Annotated in this window: 18 protein-coding genes; 4 read left to right on the forward strand and 14 right to left on the reverse strand. The window is 34.2% G+C overall.

The window, feature by feature from the left end:
- Window positions 1-222 precede the first annotated feature (222 nt).
- Both G525_RS0113970 and G525_RS0113975 read left to right on the forward strand, forming a co-directional pair.
- Window positions 223-1,488, forward strand: a complete 1,266-nt coding sequence (locus G525_RS0113970) for a site-specific integrase (RefSeq protein ID WP_027126728.1) — start codon at window positions 223-225, stop codon at window positions 1,486-1,488.
- A gap of 21 nt (window positions 1,489-1,509) precedes the next feature.
- Window positions 1,510-2,031, forward strand: a complete 522-nt coding sequence (locus G525_RS0113975; protein ID WP_025743358.1) for an ORF6N domain-containing protein — start codon at window positions 1,510-1,512, stop codon at window positions 2,029-2,031.
- Between the two features lie 53 nt (window positions 2,032-2,084).
- Here G525_RS0113975 and G525_RS0113980 read toward each other — a convergent pair whose 3' ends face one another.
- The 9 genes from G525_RS0113980 to G525_RS0114020 all read right to left on the reverse strand — a co-directional run bounded on the left by G525_RS0113980 (window position 2,085) and on the right by G525_RS0114020 (window position 9,845).
- Entirely contained in the window at window positions 2,085-2,951 is an 867-nt protein-coding gene (locus G525_RS0113980; RefSeq protein WP_025743359.1) for a cation diffusion facilitator family transporter, read from the reverse strand.
- An 84-nt stretch (window positions 2,952-3,035) separates the two neighbouring features.
- Window positions 3,036-3,836, reverse strand: a complete 801-nt coding sequence (locus tag G525_RS0113985; RefSeq protein WP_027126729.1) for a DUF4138 domain-containing protein — start codon at window positions 3,834-3,836, stop codon at window positions 3,036-3,038.
- 13 nt (window positions 3,837-3,849) lie between these two features.
- Complete coding sequence (gene traM / locus G525_RS0113990; RefSeq protein WP_025743361.1) at window positions 3,850-4,824, reverse strand: conjugative transposon protein TraM; 975 nt, start codon at window positions 4,822-4,824, stop codon at window positions 3,850-3,852.
- On the reverse strand, window positions 4,805-5,431 hold the full coding sequence (locus tag G525_RS0113995) for a conjugal transfer protein TraK (protein ID WP_027126730.1): 627 nt from the start codon (window positions 5,429-5,431) through the stop codon (window positions 4,805-4,807). Before G525_RS0113995 ends, traM begins: the two co-directional genes overlap by 20 nt.
- Window positions 5,432-5,452: 21 nt before the next feature.
- On the reverse strand, window positions 5,453-6,292 hold the full coding sequence (locus G525_RS0114000) for a hypothetical protein (RefSeq protein ID WP_034230060.1): 840 nt from the start codon (window positions 6,290-6,292) through the stop codon (window positions 5,453-5,455).
- A complete protein-coding gene (locus tag G525_RS0114005; protein WP_425402524.1) occupies window positions 6,292-6,849 on the reverse strand; it encodes a conjugal transfer protein in 558 nt (185 codons plus the stop codon). The genes G525_RS0114000 and G525_RS0114005 overlap by 1 nt, the downstream gene beginning before the upstream one ends.
- Window positions 6,850-6,884: 35 nt before the next feature.
- Window positions 6,885-9,287 carry a TraG family conjugative transposon ATPase gene (locus tag G525_RS0114010; RefSeq protein ID WP_025743365.1) on the reverse strand — a complete coding sequence of 801 codons (2,403 nt, stop codon included), beginning with the start codon at window positions 9,285-9,287 and terminating at the stop codon, window positions 6,885-6,887.
- Complete coding sequence (locus tag G525_RS0114015; RefSeq protein WP_027126732.1) at window positions 9,274-9,558, reverse strand: hypothetical protein; 285 nt, start codon at window positions 9,556-9,558, stop codon at window positions 9,274-9,276. The genes G525_RS0114010 and G525_RS0114015 overlap by 14 nt, the downstream gene beginning before the upstream one ends.
- Window positions 9,558-9,845 (reverse strand): hypothetical protein, encoded by a 288-nt coding sequence (locus G525_RS0114020; protein ID WP_025743366.1) that lies wholly within the window; start codon window positions 9,843-9,845, stop codon window positions 9,558-9,560. The genes G525_RS0114015 and G525_RS0114020 overlap by 1 nt, the downstream gene beginning before the upstream one ends.
- Before the next feature lie 166 nt (window positions 9,846-10,011).
- Between G525_RS0114020 and G525_RS0114025 the strand changes: the two genes are divergently transcribed.
- Window positions 10,012-10,677, forward strand: coding sequence for an N-acetylmuramoyl-L-alanine amidase family protein (locus tag G525_RS0114025; protein WP_035479736.1), 666 nt, complete (start codon window positions 10,012-10,014; stop codon window positions 10,675-10,677).
- Between the two features lie 72 nt (window positions 10,678-10,749).
- On the opposite strand, the gene G525_RS0114030 is transcribed toward G525_RS0114025, so the two are convergent.
- Genes G525_RS0114030 through G525_RS0114040 form a run of 3 tightly spaced genes read right to left on the reverse strand, consistent with a single transcriptional unit; the run spans window position 10,750 to window position 16,406 of the window.
- Complete coding sequence (locus G525_RS0114030) at window positions 10,750-12,459, reverse strand: hypothetical protein (RefSeq protein WP_027126734.1); 1,710 nt, start codon at window positions 12,457-12,459, stop codon at window positions 10,750-10,752.
- Window positions 12,460-12,519: 60 nt separating this feature from the next.
- Window positions 12,520-14,295, reverse strand: a complete 1,776-nt coding sequence (locus G525_RS0114035; protein ID WP_027126735.1) for an ATP-dependent helicase — start codon at window positions 14,293-14,295, stop codon at window positions 12,520-12,522.
- Window positions 14,292-16,406: an ATP-dependent nuclease gene (locus tag G525_RS0114040; RefSeq protein WP_027126736.1), complete on the reverse strand. Its 2,115-nt coding sequence runs from the start codon at window positions 16,404-16,406 to the stop codon at window positions 14,292-14,294. The genes G525_RS0114035 and G525_RS0114040 overlap by 4 nt, the downstream gene beginning before the upstream one ends.
- A 235-nt stretch (window positions 16,407-16,641) precedes the next feature.
- Here G525_RS0114040 and G525_RS0114045 point away from each other — a divergent pair, with 235 nt between their 5' ends.
- Window positions 16,642-17,067, forward strand: a complete 426-nt coding sequence (locus G525_RS0114045) for an exodeoxyribonuclease X C-terminal domain-containing protein (protein ID WP_027126737.1) — start codon at window positions 16,642-16,644, stop codon at window positions 17,065-17,067.
- Between the two features lie 2 nt (window positions 17,068-17,069).
- Here G525_RS0114045 and G525_RS0114050 read toward each other — a convergent pair whose 3' ends face one another.
- Window positions 17,070-17,732 (reverse strand): P-loop NTPase family protein, encoded by a 663-nt coding sequence (locus G525_RS0114050; protein WP_110355858.1) that lies wholly within the window; start codon window positions 17,730-17,732, stop codon window positions 17,070-17,072.
- Window positions 17,729-18,322 carry a hypothetical protein gene (locus G525_RS0114055; protein ID WP_245577802.1) on the reverse strand — a complete coding sequence of 198 codons (594 nt, stop codon included), beginning with the start codon at window positions 18,320-18,322 and terminating at the stop codon, window positions 17,729-17,731. Before G525_RS0114055 ends, G525_RS0114050 begins: the two co-directional genes overlap by 4 nt.
- Window positions 18,323-18,411: the final 89 nt, after the last annotated feature.

Here is an 18,411-nt window from a genome sequence, read left to right on the forward strand (position 1 = left end):
GTTAATCGTATGATTTACAGGTTTTTCTGTTTTTAAGAATATCATAAGAATTGATATGTTTTGATTAAAAATGTCAACAAATCGGATAACAAATTAAAATTTCAAAAAGTGTTGACCAGATTTATGACCAACGGTCTGCTAATCAATAAATAAATGTATCTTTATAAGTGATTTGACTTTCGTCTGATAACAACGAATTATTGTTAACTAAAAGACGAAATAATGAAAACATCTACCACCTTCAGTATTTTGTTCTGGGCGGACTTCTCCAGGGCAAAAAATGACCAAGCATCTATTTACGCAAGAATTACGGTAAATGGCAAGCGAGCTACCATCAGTCTAAAACGAAAAGTTTTAGTGTCTGATTGGGATGTCCATAAAAACAGAGCTCGGGGAACAAATCAGAAATCAAGAATTCTAAACAGTTATTTAGATGAAACTTACAATCATCTGTTTAAATGTTATCGCGATTTAATGAATGAGCATAAATTGATTACCGCACAGGTCGTTAAGGCTCGATATTTCGGTAATGACGAAAATAATCGTTCCATTACAGATATTATCAATTACCATAATGAAGATATGGTAAACAAATTAAAGTGGGGAACACAAAAAAATTATTACACTACACAGAGTTATATCTCCAAATTTTTATCGAAATTCTATAAGACCACAGACCTTTATTTACGGGAACTTGATTATCACTTTATCATAAAGTTTGAGAAATATCTCCGGGACTACATACCAGAAGACCATCAAAAGCCAATGGGCAACAATACCGTAATGAAGCATATCGAGCGTTTTAGAAAGATGATAAATTTATCGTTTAAATTGGGTTGGATTCAACGCGACCCATTTATCAATTTCAAATCTAAATTCATTAAAAACGAAAGAGGCTTTTTAAGTCTCGAAGAGCTTCAAGAGATAGAAAATAAACAATTTAGCATTCCAAGATTGGAATTGGTAAAGGATTTGTTTGTTTTTAGTTGCTATACCAGTTTAAGTTATATCGATGTCATCCATTTAACTGCGGATAATATCTGTATTGGCATCGATGGCGAACTTTGGATTTATTACAAACGGGAAAAGACGACAAAGCCCATACGAATACCTTTGTTGCCAAAGGCGATGCAAATTGTTGAAAAATACAAGAGCAACCGTAAATCAATATCACAAGGAAGTATATTTCCTAAAATCTCAAATCAAAAACTAAATTCTTATTTAAAGGAAATTGCTGATGTTTGTGGTATTAAAAAGAACCTTACTTTCCACATTGCCCGACATACATTTGCTACAACGGTTACATTAAGTAATGGTATGCCCATTGAGACGGTTTCAAAATTGTTGGGTCACTCCCGAATATCTACAACCCAAATTTATGCTAAAGTCATTGAACGTAAAGTAAGTGATGATATGCAAAAATTAAGGGCTCAATTCAATGAGATAGAAAATGAATCTATCTCTAAAGTGGTTTCTCAAAATTCATAATTCCAGTTAATTAAAAATACAATGGAACTATCTATAATAAAAAATAAAATCCATAATATTCAAGGAAACAAAGTTATTCTTGATTTTGACCTTGCTGAACTCTATGAAGTAGAAACTAGAGTACTAAAACAAGCGGTTAGACGTAATCTTAAACGTTTCCCCGATGATTTTATGTTTCAGCTTTCAAAAGATGAGTGGAAAGAGGTTATCACAAATTGTGACAACCTTCCAGAGAACATTAAATTTAGTCCTGCCACTCCGTTTGCCTTTACCGAACAGGGCGTGGCAATGCTTTCTAGCGTACTTAACAGCGACAAGGCCATTGACGTAAATATATCTATTATGCGTGCATTTGTAGCGTTACGGCAGCATCTTACAGATTATAGCAACCTTAAAGAACATATAGCCCAACTTGAAAAAGAAATGAATATCAAATTTAAGGACATTCATCAGGCTTTGAATTATTTACTGCAAAAGGACAAGGTACAGATTGAACAGCATAACAGGGAACGAATTGGTTTTAAAACGGATAGGAAAGATTAGTAACTTTTCTTTGCTTATCAGAATAGACAATTTTTATGAATATATTGCTTTTATTAATTCGGTTCAATATGAATTAGTATGTGTCCTAAATTCGGTATTTCTTTTTGTAAATGGTCTTTTAACTTATGAGCAATGTCGTGACCAGATTTTACCGAAATTTCATTATTCACAATTGCGTGTAAATCCACGTGGAATTTCATTCCGGATTTTCTAATAAAACATTTCTCTGTTCCTAAAACACCTTGAACTTCTGTTGATTTTTCTCTAATTTCAATTATCAGTTCGTCATAAAGTTGTTCGTCCATAACTTCTCCTAAAGCTGGACGTAATATTAAATAACTATTATATAAAATGAATCCAGAAGCGAATAAGGCAGCCCAATCATCTGCTGTTTCATAACCTTTTCCATATATGATTGCTATCGAAATACCGATAAAGGCCATTACCGAAGTTATGGCATCACTTCTATGATGCCAAGCATCTGCTTTTAATGATGAACTATTTGTTTGTTTACTTTTTTTAATTACAATTTGAAATGAGATTTCTTTCCAAGCTATTATTAGACCTAGCACAATCAAAGTCCAAGATTTCGGGATTTTATGAGGTGTTTGAATGTTTTGAATACTTTCATAGGCGATTATTGTGGCAGAAACAACAAGGAATGTAACAACTCCAAAGGTAATTAATGGCTCAATTTTGCCGTGTCCATAGGGATGATTTTCGTCCGCTGGTCGTTTTGCATATTTAAAACCTAATAAAACTAAAAATGAAGCAAAAATATCCGTTGTCGATTCAATCGCATCTGCAATTAAAGCATAAGAATTTCCAAAAAATCCCGCAAGTCCTTTAATTAAGGCTAAAGCAGTATTCCCAATTATGCTGAAATAAGTTGTTCGTATTGCGGTTTGTTCGTTATTCATTCTAATTTTAGTTGTCAATAAATTTGTTATATTTATAACAAAGATACTTTTTTAATCACAAAAAAAAGAGGTGATAAACACCTCTTAAATTTTGGTTTCCAAAATCATTTTTCTGCTCCCTTTTAGCTCCTTCAGCTCCAGCATTAACTTTTCGTTGTCGCCTAAAACAAACTTTGGAACTACATACACAAAGCATTGACTTTCTCCATCAGTAATGGAATATGGCATTTTGTGTTTGTAAATAACTTCTTGTTGTAATCTTTGGTAAGAGGCTTTACGCTTTTTGTTTCCGTTGGTTCTATAAACTTTAATGTAGTCAATTTCAAAATCGATTCCAGACCTGTTCTTGACCTCTATAACCAAATACACTTCAGAAGCATCATACGCTATTTTTTGTAATTGGACTTTAATTCCTTTTTTGCGTTTGGTTTCAATACGCTCAAAGTTGGATTTTAATAAATACTCGCTGAATTTTTGAAAATGTGTTATTCTATTTGCATATTCGTTCAACGGTTTAACTTCTGGCTTCTGCTTAATCTTTTCCGGAAGTTCACTGCCAATGCTTTCATTTTCATTGATAAAATAATTCAGTTCTGGAAGTTTTTCAGAATATTTCAAAATATAAGAATAAACGCGACCATCACTTGTAACGGTCAATAGGTTGCTTTCTGTTCCAGGCTTCGCCTGTAACAAACCGAAATACTGCTCTTTCTCACGATTATAGGTGAATACAAAATTGGAAGCTCCTGTAATTCCTTGTCGAATAGGGTTTGGAAAAAACAGGGCAACGTTTTTCTGGTCGTTGGCGTAAATAGTGTCAAGGGGTTGCTGTGCTGAAATTGACATTGAACAAATCAATAACAGTAATGTGATATATGTTTTCATAAGAGTGAGTTTATTAATTGCCCATTATGGGCTTTCCTTGATATTTTGTTTTAGGAAGTCTTAAAATGAGTTTGTAATTATCGGTTATCGTAACCTTTACGTTTTTATGGTTACGTTGGAATATTTTCTTGAAACCGCTTACTTGCGGAACACCAGTAATATTAATGTCGTCCACCATATCGCCAACAATTTCATTGGTAACTTCTGCTCTAAAACTGTTTTCAACATAAATGCCTTCGCTACCATCCTGAAAATCATAGGCTTTCAATTTTACTGGTTGATGATTGATATTCTCAATGTCTATGATGGTGCGATTGGGTTTAAAATTGACAAATCCATAAATAGGCGTATTCTTGGAATAGCGTTGTCCATAAATGGTAGCATCTTTTATCAACCGCATTTGTAAGCGATAATTGGTTTTAACTGTTTGTGTGCCATCTACTCGTACATAAATGAAATCATCGGTATTTTTTGAATTCAAATCCTCATTTTCAATAGGATGCGAAGCAAAAAAGAGTTGATGCTCCAAAGCACGTTCTTTGGCTTCCACGTTCGTTTCTTGCTCTTCAATAGCATCCGTTGTGTCTTTTTCCTTCTTAACAGGTGGTTTTGGTGGATAGTATCTTGGATTAATATTTTCAAACGTTCTATCTGAATATCGAATCTGCCCTTGTTGGTAAATGCTATCTACCATCTGCATTTTTTTCTTGTCCAATAAATCAGGGTCATATACGCCTGTGGAATCCAACAGCCGTTCATCATAAATGCTGGGTGCGTTGGTTTCCCTAACTTCCTTTAAGTCGTTTAGGGCATCCAATTTGGAATCGTATTCCTTTTGGTCGTCTTCCAGTTCCGGTACAGGAATCTGGTTGTTCTCAATGGTCGGTTCTTCGTCCTCGCCCAATATAAGCATTGCATAGCCACCTATAAAAAGCAGGATGCATACCAACACGATGGCAAAGACTATTTTATTTTTTTCTACTTTCATAATTTTCTAATTTTCGTAATGTGCTTTCAAAAAAGTTGGTAATTAGCAGTCCGTGGGTATTGTTTGAAAAGTTTCTATCTACGTGAATCAAATTTCCAATAGTGGTCAACTCATAAGTATCTGTGATAGTACCTCTATTGATTTCAAAAATGGTTTTCGTTTCAAACTTGTAGGGTTCGTTTTGAATATCAACTTTGGATTCGATATTCAATACTTTTTGAACCAACGAGTATTGCAACAAACGGTTATAAACTCCATCGGCTTTTTTCTGTCGGTACAGAGCATCTACAGAACTATTACCCAACCAAAGGGCTTTCTCCAAGTTCTTTTCGTAATTGCTGGCATCAATGTTATAGAAATAAGTGTGAAACAACTCCAATTGTGCCAAGACTTCTACTTTTAAATTTTCTTGTTGAGATACCAGTTTCAAGGGAATAACACTTCCGTCCGAATTGACTACAAAAGCATTATTAACTGTTTCTTTATGCAGCTTTATGACCATCAAAACGGAAATGACGCACGTGAGCACAGCTCCAATAACGACGGTCAATACTATAAAGCGATTGAGCTTTAAGATGTTGTAAATATTCTTATATGGTGTTTTCATCTGTAAATTATTATTGCTTTATCAGCCTGTAAAGAGTTTAAAAGTGAACGAGGTCGCTCGTTTATATAATTTGAATTTCAGCAATACAATAAATCCGATAGACCCTAACTGTAAAAGCGGTGCGAAAAAATTACTCCCCCAATCCGTACCAAATAAGTCGCTCCAGAAATTTGTATTGATTTCGGTATAAAGATTATTCACGAAAACATTGACCAGAAAGAAGGCAGGAACTAACATATATACGCCAGCGTAAAGCTTAAAAAAGTTGTATGCCAACGACCTGAACTTTTCAAAAACCGCCAAGCTGATGACCAAAGGGAAAAAGGCTTGCATTATGCCCAGCAAAAAGAATCGTTCTGCAAGGAATAAGGGGTAAATAAACAAATCCAATAGCCAGAGAAATATTCCGGCAATAAAGGATAGTATTTTTAAGCCGTATAAAGGTGTTACTAATGCTTCATAAAGCATTGCCATTGCTTTTTTGGTGGCATCCCAAGCACTTACATCCTGTTCGATGTCAATATCTTGCATCTGTAAAGGAAGAAGTGCGGGTGCCGTGTCCCGATATTGGTTTTCAATGGCCACCAAAATGGTGTCGAAAACACTTAATACCTGTGTGGAAAAAATGACTAAAATCACTATTGCAAAGTTTTTGGCCAGTTCCGCAGGGGTCAATCCCCACGTATAACCCTCATTATTGGCTACACCTTCATTGTACTTTTTTAGGATGTTGATGAGAAAAAACAAGAGGGCGAGTGTCTTCATTCCTACAATAGTGTATTGTGAGAAATCACTATTTTTTATCGTTTGAAAAATAGTGTCCACAAACTCTAACCCTATGCCTAAAAAAATACCTGACATTAGTAATCGGTTTCTCGGTTATTGATTTTGTACTGCATTTCTCGAAATTGAATAATCTCTCGATAGCGTCTGGTTTTTGCCTCAATTTCCGCTACCATTTCCTTGGATTCCAGTTGTTTTTCTTTAAGGACTTCGGCACGTTCGGCATCGGTCATTTTCAGATTGTCGCTGGACAATATTTGGTCGATATATTCCATACCAGCCATAGAGTTCTGAAGGATGGCATCAAAGGAATCTGAAATGCGTGTAACTTCATTTGGTTTAATAAAAGGGGAATTGAGGATTTCCCTCAAATCATCCTGTACAACATCAAACAATCGTTGGTTGTTTCTTGCCAGTTCCCTGACTGCTTGAAGTTGTTTGATGACATTGTTTACCTTATCGATATTCTCTTTTTGGGTTTTAAGGAATTTTACCGTCTTCATTAAATTGGCGGTTTGTTTACCTGATTCCAATAATGATTTTACAAAAGAGATAAAGTTTGTGTTGTCATACACAGGCATCCCCTGGGCCGAAGCCTTACTTCCAATTAGCACTACAAATAGTGCGGATAACATTAGATTTCTGATAGTGTGTCTCATAATTTTTATTTTTAAGAATTAATAAATATTTTAATGGCTTTCTCCATATTTTGGTGTTCTTCAAAATGTTTCATAATGTCTTCGTTTTCTTTGCCATCCGTGAGGTAAGCAGCAAAGACTTCGGGCGGTACTTCCAATCGGAAAATGTTGCTTTCCTTTCCGATTTTGATGAACATTTCGGTATATTTTCGTGTTCCTGTAAGGTTGTTACGAATGGATTTTAACTGGTTTAAATCGTGACTGGTAAGGTTGAGCCTGTTTTTTAATTCGGCATAGCCTTTTTCATTACGAAGGCTGTAAATTACTTGGGTGTTTTCAAGAATACTCGCCGATGTGGAATTGTTGGGCAATTGGTTAATGGATTGCAGTATAATCCCAATCGCTCCATTTTGTTTTCTAATGGCTTGATAATAGAATTCTACACTTTCGAGTACATTTCCAAATTTGAGCTGTTTGGCAAACTCGTCGAATAGGATGATTCCCCTCTCGGCTTTATTTCTCCAAATGGTTCTTTGAATGGCAGATTTAATCAGCTTCAACATTACGGAAAGGATTTCCTTATTGTCCTTTACTTCATCAAGTTCAAAAACAATCAGTCTTTTATCCTCAATTTTATAGGTCTGGTCTTCACTTACATTGAACAGGAAGCTGTACAAGCCATCATCCACATATTCAGAGAGAATGTGCAGAAAATCGTAGATGTTGAAATGTTGCTCTTGAATATGTAGTTCTTCTAAAAAGGTGTCTTTTTTTGTATCAACGAACTGGTATAAATTTTCCAAAGAATGTGTACCACCCACATTTTGTAGATAGTAGTACCGAAGTACTTTTTTGACCGCCACTTCTTCAGCTTTAGTCGTTGCTTTGCCCGAAGCCAAGAGCTCTAAAAGGAAGATTGCCAAATCTTCCAATCGCTCTGGTGTCAAATCATTGACATCAGAGATATAGAATGGATTGATACCCAAATTTTTTCCCTGTTCATAGCGAAGGATGATATGGTCGTCTGGATAGAGCTTGGCAAATTTTGAATATGAACCACCTAAATCAATAATGACCAATCGAACATTTTGTTCAAAATATTGGCGTAGAATATTGTTTGCCAAAAAAGATTTTCCCTCTCCAGTAGGTGCGAAAATGGCAAAGTTCCTTGCCTTGATGCGTTTCTTCTTTTCATCCCAGACATCTTTAAGTACAGGAATGTTATGTTGTCTGTCATTAAAGATGACACCTGTGGCATCTGACTGATAGTTGGTATTGTTAATGTACAGGCAAAGAGCGTGTTTTAAATCGGTTACGTATAAATCCTCATTAGAAAAATTGGAAGTAAAACAGCAATATGAGTTTAAGAAATATTGCTTGCGTTCTTCGCCTTTTGGATAATAAGGCACTATATCCAATTCTTTGAATTCGGTTTTTATTTTGGAAGCAATTCTTTCTAATTGTGCTTCATCTTTATCCCAGAATATAATATTTAGATGACCCCTAATAATTCTTGAACTATCGTCCTCATTGATTTTGGTAACAATGTCTTCAATCTTCTTTAAGATGACTTTGTTCTGTGTTCCAAAATTGGAACTCTTTTTGAGTTCTTCAATTTTCTTGTCCAACAGCTTTCGCCATTTGTGCTTATCATCCAAATAAATGATTTGGTTGACAATATGATTTTCATTGAGATTCAACCCTAATCCGTCAATAAATCCTTGGTGGAATACAAAGTCGTCCGAAGTAAATTTATCATTGGTCTTGCTACTCTGAACCACATCGCCATAACACAATTCGCTATTGATGGCCAGCACATCAAAATGATGGTCGCCAATTTCAATATTCGCTTTTTTCAATAGAATGTCGGTATCAAATCCTTCGTTGAATCCATTAAAATAAGCATTGGTCAATGACAAGACTTTATCGATACCCAAAGGTATCAATGACACTTTCCGGCTGTTATTTACAAAGGAAACGGCATCGTTAACAGAAGCAATAAATTCCTGAACGTTATGGTCCATTTGCTTATGAATACCCTTTTCGACCTTGCGGAATGGGTTGGTAAACTTCGGTGCGTTCAAAGCTTTGTTGTGCGGAAGTATAAAGAATAGGTAAGAAGAATGTTTAATGAATTCCCGACCTTTAAAATAATCGTGTGTGGCACGTTGCAAAAAGCTTTTGTTCGGAAGTTCTTCCGCCAAATATTCAGCTTTCTGATAGATGTCCTGTTTGTGGATAACCGTGGCAATAGGCAATGATTTAAACGCTTGAAACCACGAACCGTGAATATCCTCAAAATCTTTTTCCGCGAGGGAATAGATTTCAGGATTGTCCACTTGATAGCCCAATACCACATTGCCGTTATTAGCGAACACGATATGGTCTTGAATATCCAAAATAGGATGATATGCCGATAGGTTAATTTTCTTCATAGTACAGACGACTTCCTTTTTTGTTACTAATTGTTTGTGGGAATACCTTTTTGATGTGCATCAATGCAGGGTTTTTGGTAATGTGAGTCAATACGATATACAGTGCACCGTTCAATAGAAATACTGAAATGATAACAGTAAAGCTGAACGAAAAGATGATGAACAGCAATGAACCGATAACAACGGTCATCATTAAAGCGAACAATGATATGGGCAGACCCATAATCACGGCTCGCTTGCGTATGTTTTTATAGACCTCGAATCGTTTCATTACACTACGATGCTAATGAGGTACGTAAAGATGCCCACGACTGCTCCCGCAATCAATACAAAGACCAGTACGCGGGTAATCCCTTTTTTTAAATCGGCATTTTCGCCAAAGAAATGTCCAGCATTAAATAGGAATCCAATTAAAAAGATAACGCCCAAAATAATGGGGAAAATGGTTCGGATAGTATCAGAAACATCGTTTACGGAATCTTCGATACCTCCAATTTGTGCAAAAGTTGTACTTGAAATAAGTAATGATAAGATGGTTACATAATGTGATTTTTTCATAATCAAAGTGATTTAGATTTTACGTCAATTTTGATATTTGAAAAATAGTGTATATTGCAATACAAAGAACTGATAATCAGTAAATTGTGAATAAAATAAGTTTTGATGTCAATTGTTTTTATTTGATGCGAATTGGTATCAAATTTTATGAAAATTGAAAAGTGCGATGTTGATAACTCTAAAATTTTGGAAGTGGGTAACGCCCAAAAACGTCAGTTTTGTGATTTTGATGCTACAATTCTGTGTGATTTTCGGTCAACAAAAAGTCATTATCATCGACCCTGGACACGGTGGAAAAGATACTGGTGCAATCGGTACAAATAGTATTCAAGAAAAGGATGTATCGTTAAGTATTGCCAAAGAGATTATAAGGCTAAATGAAACCCTCTTAAATAACGAGTTTGATATGTATTCGACCAGATATATGGACACTTTAATTTCTTTATCCGATAGAAGTCGATTAGCTGAAAGCTTAAAGGCTGATGTGTTTGTATCGTTACATTGCAATGCCTCTAACACATCGGCAAAAGGAATGGACATTTACGTGCATAATACCAACGATGAAGAAGTACTTATAAAGAAATCTATCGGAATGGGATTGTCCATTTTGGAAGAAAGCACTCTGAAATTGGACTTTAAAAAACGAGCAGTTCGATTCGCAAATTTTCAAGTGCTACGTGAAAATATCGAAATTCGCCCTGCTATACTCATCGAAATGGGCTTTATTTCGAGCACCGATGAAGCAGATTATTTTTTAAAGCCCAAAAATATAAGAGCAATGGCATTGGCCATTTTAATGGGATTGTATAACTATTTAAATGTTGGGTTATGAAGGAAATATTTATGGAAATTGTAAAAAGCATTAGAAAGATTATTATAACTATCTTCAAAGAGATAATTAAAACTAAAAATCCTCAATCCTAAATTTTAGTTTTTTGTCAAAATATAACTTGTCAAAATAATTTTGTAGGGTTGGGTCAGTAAAAACAACATATTCACTTTCACATATTTCTTTGAAGTTCTTTGGGTCTTTTAGGAACATAGCACATACATCCAATTCATCATTGGTTATTAATCTTCCGTGTAGTAATTCTCTATGCTCCAAAAAGTTAAAAATCTTTCTGGATGGATTACTGAAACTATTGTAAAGCACTTTCAAAAAAGTTTCTAAATCATCGACATATATTGACCAAGGGTAAGGGTCTTCATTATTTTTCCTTTTAAGCATTAATCCTAAATCGGTTTGTATGGAAGCAAATCTTTCTGAAGTAACTACAATGCAAAAAATCTCGTGAATTTCATTCGTGATAATTACCTCCGATTTATTTTTCAAGCTAACAATAACCTTTTCATTGTTTAACAATTCCTGTTCAACCTGATAGCATTGGTCATAACCTTTTTGAATACAGTCGTTAAAGTCAGATTTAATTCTTTGGTATGCTTGTTCCGTAACCCTTCGTGGTTCTCTATATCTTGAAGCCTTACATTCAATGATATAGGCGTTATTATCCACAAGGATTAATATATCTTTTTCTTCTGGCTCGTTGTTTATGTAATAGTTGGTGAAAATTTTAATCCTTTTTGATTTTTTGAAGAATTTTTTAAATATATCCAAAGTATGGCTTTCCAAAACAACTTTTCCTCTACGGAAATTTACTTGTTCTTTTTCCTTTTTTGTTTGAGTAAGCGTGGTATAAAGTAAATCATATAGAGCTGAAGGCAATTGTTTTTGATATACGTTTAAATACTGATTATCACTAATTCTTATAATCGGTTTATTTTCTAAAGGATTTTGTTGGGAATAAAATAAATTACTATGATTATCTTTAATATCAATTGAAAATAAGCCACAGAAAATATCAATATGTTTTTCTTCAAAAGAGAGGTGAAAATCTTGTTTGGCAAAAAGTAAACATTGGTGGGGTTTCTCAAAAAAATTCAAAAAACTTTCTTGGGTCTCATTCGAAAGTTCTAACAGCTTATCTGTAAACTCATTCTCTGCTAATAATCCATTTGCAGATTGTCGAGCCAGTTTGTCAAAGCCTTTGTCTAAAATAAATGACTTTGAATTTATTGACTTTGCACGATAAATTAATTCAGAATGATTGCATAAATTAATTAAGGTTTTTAAATCGATTTCTAATCTTTCCTGTATTTTATCTTGATAAGGTTTAAACATCCTAATAACCTTATTTACCTCTTGTTCTCTATAATTTAATATTCCGTTTTGAAAGTAATTTTTGAATGCTAATTCGTGAACAAGTAATTTTTGTCTTTTATCAGAAATCTCATCAAATTCATTTCCCTCATAATTTTCTGATAAATAGAAACTAACTATCTCTAAAAGAATGTCAGCAACTTGCTGAAGTACTAAATCATTTTTTTCTGAATAATGAAGTTCTTCCTTGCCTGCCAATGGTGTAGAGAGTCTTAACATTATCAGATATAAAGAATCTTTTAATTTTGACTTGAATTTTTTTGAAAATCCAATATTGCTTCTTTCTGGATGGTGTCTAATAAAATCAGCAAAAAAACATACAAAGCTCTCTTTTGTATAACGAGAGATTATTTTTTGAATTTCTAATGATTTTTTCTCTAAATCTATTTTCTTCATTTTATCCTAAAAACACTATCCTTAATTTTTCAAATCGTTACAAATGGATTACAACATTTTTTATATTTCATCAAATTCAAAATTAAGATTTTGCAATTCTGGGGTAATCTCTAACGGGTTTCCTTTTTTGGTTTGTCTGCCAGTTTCTGATATCAAGTGTAAATTGGTTTTGGCTCTTGAACAGATAACATAAAGTAGTTTTTTTGAAGCGGCAACAGGGTCTCCAGTAAAAATGTCATTCCAATGTGGGATATACCCATTTAGCAAACCATAAGCAATAACGGTTTCAAATTCTTCTCCTTTAACACCAACGCAAGTATTGATGACGACGCCTGACATTTCTCTATAAAAACTCATAAATGATGCTATGTCACTTGGAACTTGAAACGTTGGGTCTTCAAGACGGCTCTTTATTACATCGAAAAAGGTCTTCCTATTTATAAGAAGTTGTGCGTAAATAGTTTGGTCAATCCCAACAGCCTCTAAAAACTGGTCAAAACAATCATTAAGATAATCGATACCTTCAGTTTCATTGGATGTTATCGAGTTAATCAATTTCAATACATTTCGCTCTGTTTGATATTGTTCGCTGAATTCAGTATTGGTATGTTCTTTAAAGTTTTCAATTACTTCAGAACACCATTTGTATCGCAATGAATATATTTTTGGTTGTGGCTGCGTTAAGAACAACCTCGATAACTTATACCAAATGTTATTTCGATTTTTTGACATTGGTGCTAAACCTGAAGCATCAAAATTTACATCTGGTAGTTTAGCTCTCAACTGTTTTGTGATAGTAGTTATTAACCACCATTGCGGAACCAATACGCATATTTCATCTTCTGGAATTCCATTATCTAAACTATGCTCTATAAGTCGTCCAATTTCATCTACTAAATATCCTTTGTCAATGGTGTTATTGTACGTTATTATACTATCAACGTCTTTATTAGTACCAATAGCTTCAATTTTAATTGGGTTTGTCTGGAATATAGAGTAAAAGTCGATAATTCTTTGTGTGGACCTATAATTTCCAGAAAGCGTAAGTTGCTCAATAGGTAAAGTGTTTAACTCTTCCTGTATTTCTTCCAAACTTTTGGCAATGCCACCCAAAGATGCATAAATTGCTTGGTCTGTATCTCCTACTAAAAATAGATTTGAGCTACCTTCCCCAGTTGTTACAATCGACGAAATAATTGCGTAAAGCAAATCTTGCGTGTCTTGATATTCATCAACACATATAAGGCTAAAAATGTTCGATAACGTTTTTTTTATTTTAGGATGCTTGGTTAAGAGTTTGTATGAATAGTATAGTAGAAGCTCAAAATCAATTAACTTCTCTGTTTGTAGCCTTTCGTGATAATCCTTAAGGACTCTTTTTTGAATTGTTTTTGGTTCGGCAAATGTGCCGTCCCTATTGAATCTGAAATTAATCGGGTCAATAGGTTTTAACTTATGCTTTTCTTTAAGTTCACTTATGATATCCGAGGCATAAGTTTCATCGGCAATTAAATAGCCGTTTTCAAGTTCAGGTAAATAACAGGAATAGGGTTTTATAATCCATTCGAGACAAAATGAATGCAAAGTGCCAGACCAAACCCGATTACTATTAATTCCCATTGCGTTTAATCTGCGATATATTTCTTCGGAAGCCCTTACGGTAAAAGTTAGAGCGACAATCCTTTGTTTACTGTTTACATCAATATTTTTTAGAGCATAAGCGAGTTTATGAATAATCACTCGTGTTTTTCCACTTCCTGGGCAAGCTGTAAGAAGTACATTTCCATCTTTAACAACGGCATCTTTTTGTTGGTCGCTTAAAGTATCTAAAATCATATAAACGATAAAAATTTAGTAAATTGGTCATTAGGAAAGTTGGCTATATAGTCATCAATAACCTGTTGGTCTTCTTTATCCTTAAAACTAATTTTTGTTGCTACATCGTAATAACTATCATTTTTACTACGACTAATTTTTCGTAACCTGTATTTAGCGGTTTTAGCTTTAGAGGCATTATTTAAATGCGAAGATGCAAAAGCAACGGCTTTCAAAATATATTCAGGAATATAAGTATTGTAAACTAAATTATCTGCAACAACCAACGCCAGCCAACCTTTGCCTTTTTTATCAGCCAATCGTAAAACTTCTACACCTGCAATCGAAACTGATTTTTCTTCTAACTTTTTCTTTGAAGAATCAATAGCTGCTTGTTGTTTGAAAATTTCAGGAAGTGATTGTACGTATTCGTGGCTATTCCCATTCAAAAGGAAATCAACTTCAAAGGTGTATTTAGAGTAAAAAGGAATCAAGAAGTCGTTTTTGTCACAAAATTTATCCAATTCCTTTTTTCTTTCAGCTCCACTAATTTGCGATGCCCTACAATGTTTTTCATAAGCAGAATCATCAACTTCATTTGCAGGTAAATTGACAATACTGGCATCCAAGTCAGTTAGTATGGCACAGTTTTTCTGAATTCTATCCTTATGGAAAAGCCTTGCAACATTTTTAAAACCTGTACTTCCAATGTTTACGAGACTTATCCCAATTTCATCGAGCGAAATTCCAAAGACTTTTTTAAACATTTGAGGAATGAGAATCTGTTCTGCATCGCCTTCAACCAAAACAACGCCTTTCGCGAAAAGCAAGTTGCTTCTTATGGCGTCCAAGTACCTTTCGGCTCTTGTTATATAATCATCATCAAGATTGTTAGATGGTTGATATACCAAAGTCTGCATATTTCCTCGGCTTAAAATATTTACTGAACTTATTCGGCTTACAGATGAAATGTGAGTAGAATGCGTTGAAATAATAACCTGTGTTTTATTGGTTTGCACATTATCAAAAAGGGTTTTTTGAATATGCGTATGAATATGTGCTTCTGGTTCTTCTATTAAAAGAAAATTTGCAATTCTATCCGTTCTGATTTTTTCATACTCCAATAGCTTTAGTGATAGGTAAATCATATTTGCACCTCCCAAACTCAACTCCCATATTTTACCCATATAACCTTCTTCATCTGGGTCGCCAACCCATAGTTTGAGTGATTGCAGTAGTTTTTCCATATCATTTGGAAGTTCTGATTTGACATCTATATTAGGGCCGTAAGTAGTACCCACAGCTTCCTTAATACTTTTGTCAATTCCATCTTTCACATCCTTTACTTCTTTGAGAGAACTAATTTGGTCGTTAAGTTTGTTAACGCTATCAATGATGTCCGTTTGTTTTGAAACTTCAATAGTTTTTTCCTTTCCTCGTAATAAATTAATCAATGGATTAGTAGAATAGGAACGTAAGTCGCTTTCGACATCTCGAAGTGCTTTAATGAACGTACAAGAAACCTCGTTGTGCACACTTATTTCCCTCGGCAGAAACGTTCCAAAAATCAATTCTTCTTTATCATCTGGGTTTGGGAATTCAACAGCATCAAAATCGCCAACATACTTTTTATAGGTAGTGTCATCACTAAAATCTCCAGAGCCTCTGCATAAGTAAGACGTTTCATAATCATCAATCGTAAGTTTATCAAAAAAAAGCTGAAGCCCTGCTACACTTTTACCTGCGGTTTGTGAATAATCATATAATTCTTTTCTAAACTGATATTTTGGTCTAAAGTACACCGAGTAACTTCCAGTCTTTTTGCTGCCTTCCATATCTCCCGAAGATTGTACTGCCAGTACCTGTGCTTCTTCACTCGCATCCAGTTCGTCAAAAGTAACCGATAAAATTATCCAATGTCCAGCCCATTTACCCAGACCTCGGTTAAAGTCAGACTCATTAAATCTTATATATCTTGGAAGTTTATCATCAATTAAAACTCGTAAAGCAAAAAAGAGATTGGTTTTACCTGAACCGTTTTCTCCTAAAATAGTATTTATACCTTTTTTAAAAATGAATTTTGATTTATAGAAATTTCTAAAATTCCTAATGGATAGTGAACTTATATGCATAATAATTATTTTGAAACAATAAAAAAGCCAATGATTTCCCATTAGCTTTTTAAACATTAATATTTTAAGCGTAATCGCCTATAAATATACTGAAATGTCTTTTTAAATTCTTACGGTTTCCTACAAATTGTTAAAATTTTATTAAGAATATATCTTTACTTCTGGAAGTCAAAATTTTGGTTTTTTTTCGTAAATTAAGCCTAATTAGAGTGTTATAAACTCTAGTGCAAATAAAATGAGAGCAATTGCAATTTTCTTTTTGAACGTACTTCAAAATACTTTGGGGATGACTTTTGGATGGTTGTTTAAACCAAAAACCAAACGAAATTCATTTAAGGCCTTATCTGATGTTGAAATGGTAAAATATCTTGAAAAAAGAAGGCAATACAAAGGCTATAAAAAACAATGGCTGTATTACAGGTGTAGAGAAGAAGGTTTATTAGAAACCTATTACAAATTGTTCGATACTGAAGTTGAGGGACAAGATTCTGGAACGAAATTTAGTTTCGGTAAATATAGAGGGGAATATGTTGAAGCTATTTGGGAATCTGATAAAGAGTATATCAATTGGCTTTCCCAACAAGAATGGTTGGCTCAATATTTGGATGAAAGCGATATGATACACGAACTACTTCTTTTAGAGGAAGAAAACCAAAATTAGATTTAATCCCTTTTATCACGACTGCTTTTATCAAAGGCAATTAAATTGAACAGTTGTCGCATCCTTGAACGTACCCTATTCCCATAACGTTCCTCCAGTTCTTTAGCATTGAGGTTTGTAGTTGCGTGTGTTTTAGTTTTATGACTTAAAAATAAATCATAACGTGAAAGTAAGATTTCGCCCATTACATTACAATCTTTTCCAAAATGCCTTCCGGTGGGTTCTACACCCAAATCATCAAAACAATAAAACTTTTTGTCGCCGTAATTTTCAATGATGGTGTACCCAATATTATTAAAGGCAAAGGCAATGTTTCGTGTGGGTATAACCTCATACGATTTCTGATGTGGCACAATATGGCGTAACAGTTTCATTAAACTGGTTTTTCCACAACCAACAGGACCAGAAAGCAAAATCCCTTTATCGCGGTCGATGTCTAATTTTTTGCAATTAGCTTCATCCCTGATAAAATAATTACAGAGCTTGAATATAATATCACGGTCTTCTTCAAAAATTTTGAATTTCTTGCCAAAAAGTAGTTTTCCTTTGGCATTGAGATAAATTAGCATTTTATCAAAATCATAAAGCATTTGATTGTCTTTCAGTTCTCCCAAGGTGTATTGAACGCTACCCTCGGTAATGATATGTGGTTTGTGGGGATTCATAATGGTTCATTATAATTTTTGTTGGAACTTGTCTTTAGGTTGTCCGTATTTTGGCTAACTGCAACCATTGTTTTTTCTTCTTTTAGCTCTTCGGCCTTTATCATCCAGTTTCGAGCTGTGGCGTGCCAATCGACAATTTTTGTTTTTCCACCTACTTTCCAACCGATGCCTTGGTAGTGGTTGTAAAATTTTTTGGCTTCCAATTCTGGCCAATTTTCCTTTTCAAAAAAATCAATGACTTCATTTTCATTTTTTGGTTGGTCAAGTTTAGTATCATTTGCTTTGTTTTTTCCTGTTTGTATATGTTTGTTTATAGATACCACCGCTTGTCCATTGCTTGTTCCGATATTGGTAGGGTTTGGGTACAGAGCTTGTCCATCACTTGTCCCAAAATTGAACATCTTGATTCTGCTGCCTTTAAATGGATTATGTGAGGGTTCGTATAATAGGTATTTCCAATGATGTAGTTCTTTGATGCAGCGATGGTAGGTAGTTTTTGAACCAATCTTGGAAAACCGCATCGCTTCTTCTCGATTGATATAGAATTCTGTCGGAAAGTGATAGTTGTTCCATAATTGAAACAATGCCACGTACAAACTTATGTGCGTGGGATTTAAACGGCTATCCTTTGAGAATTGTAAGAATACAGCGTTTAGGTGCTTAATGTAATTGACCTGCT

The sequence above is a fragment of the Gelidibacter mesophilus DSM 14095 genome (genome assembly GCF_000423005.1).
Taxonomy (GTDB): domain Bacteria; phylum Bacteroidota; class Bacteroidia; order Flavobacteriales; family Flavobacteriaceae; genus Gelidibacter; species Gelidibacter mesophilus.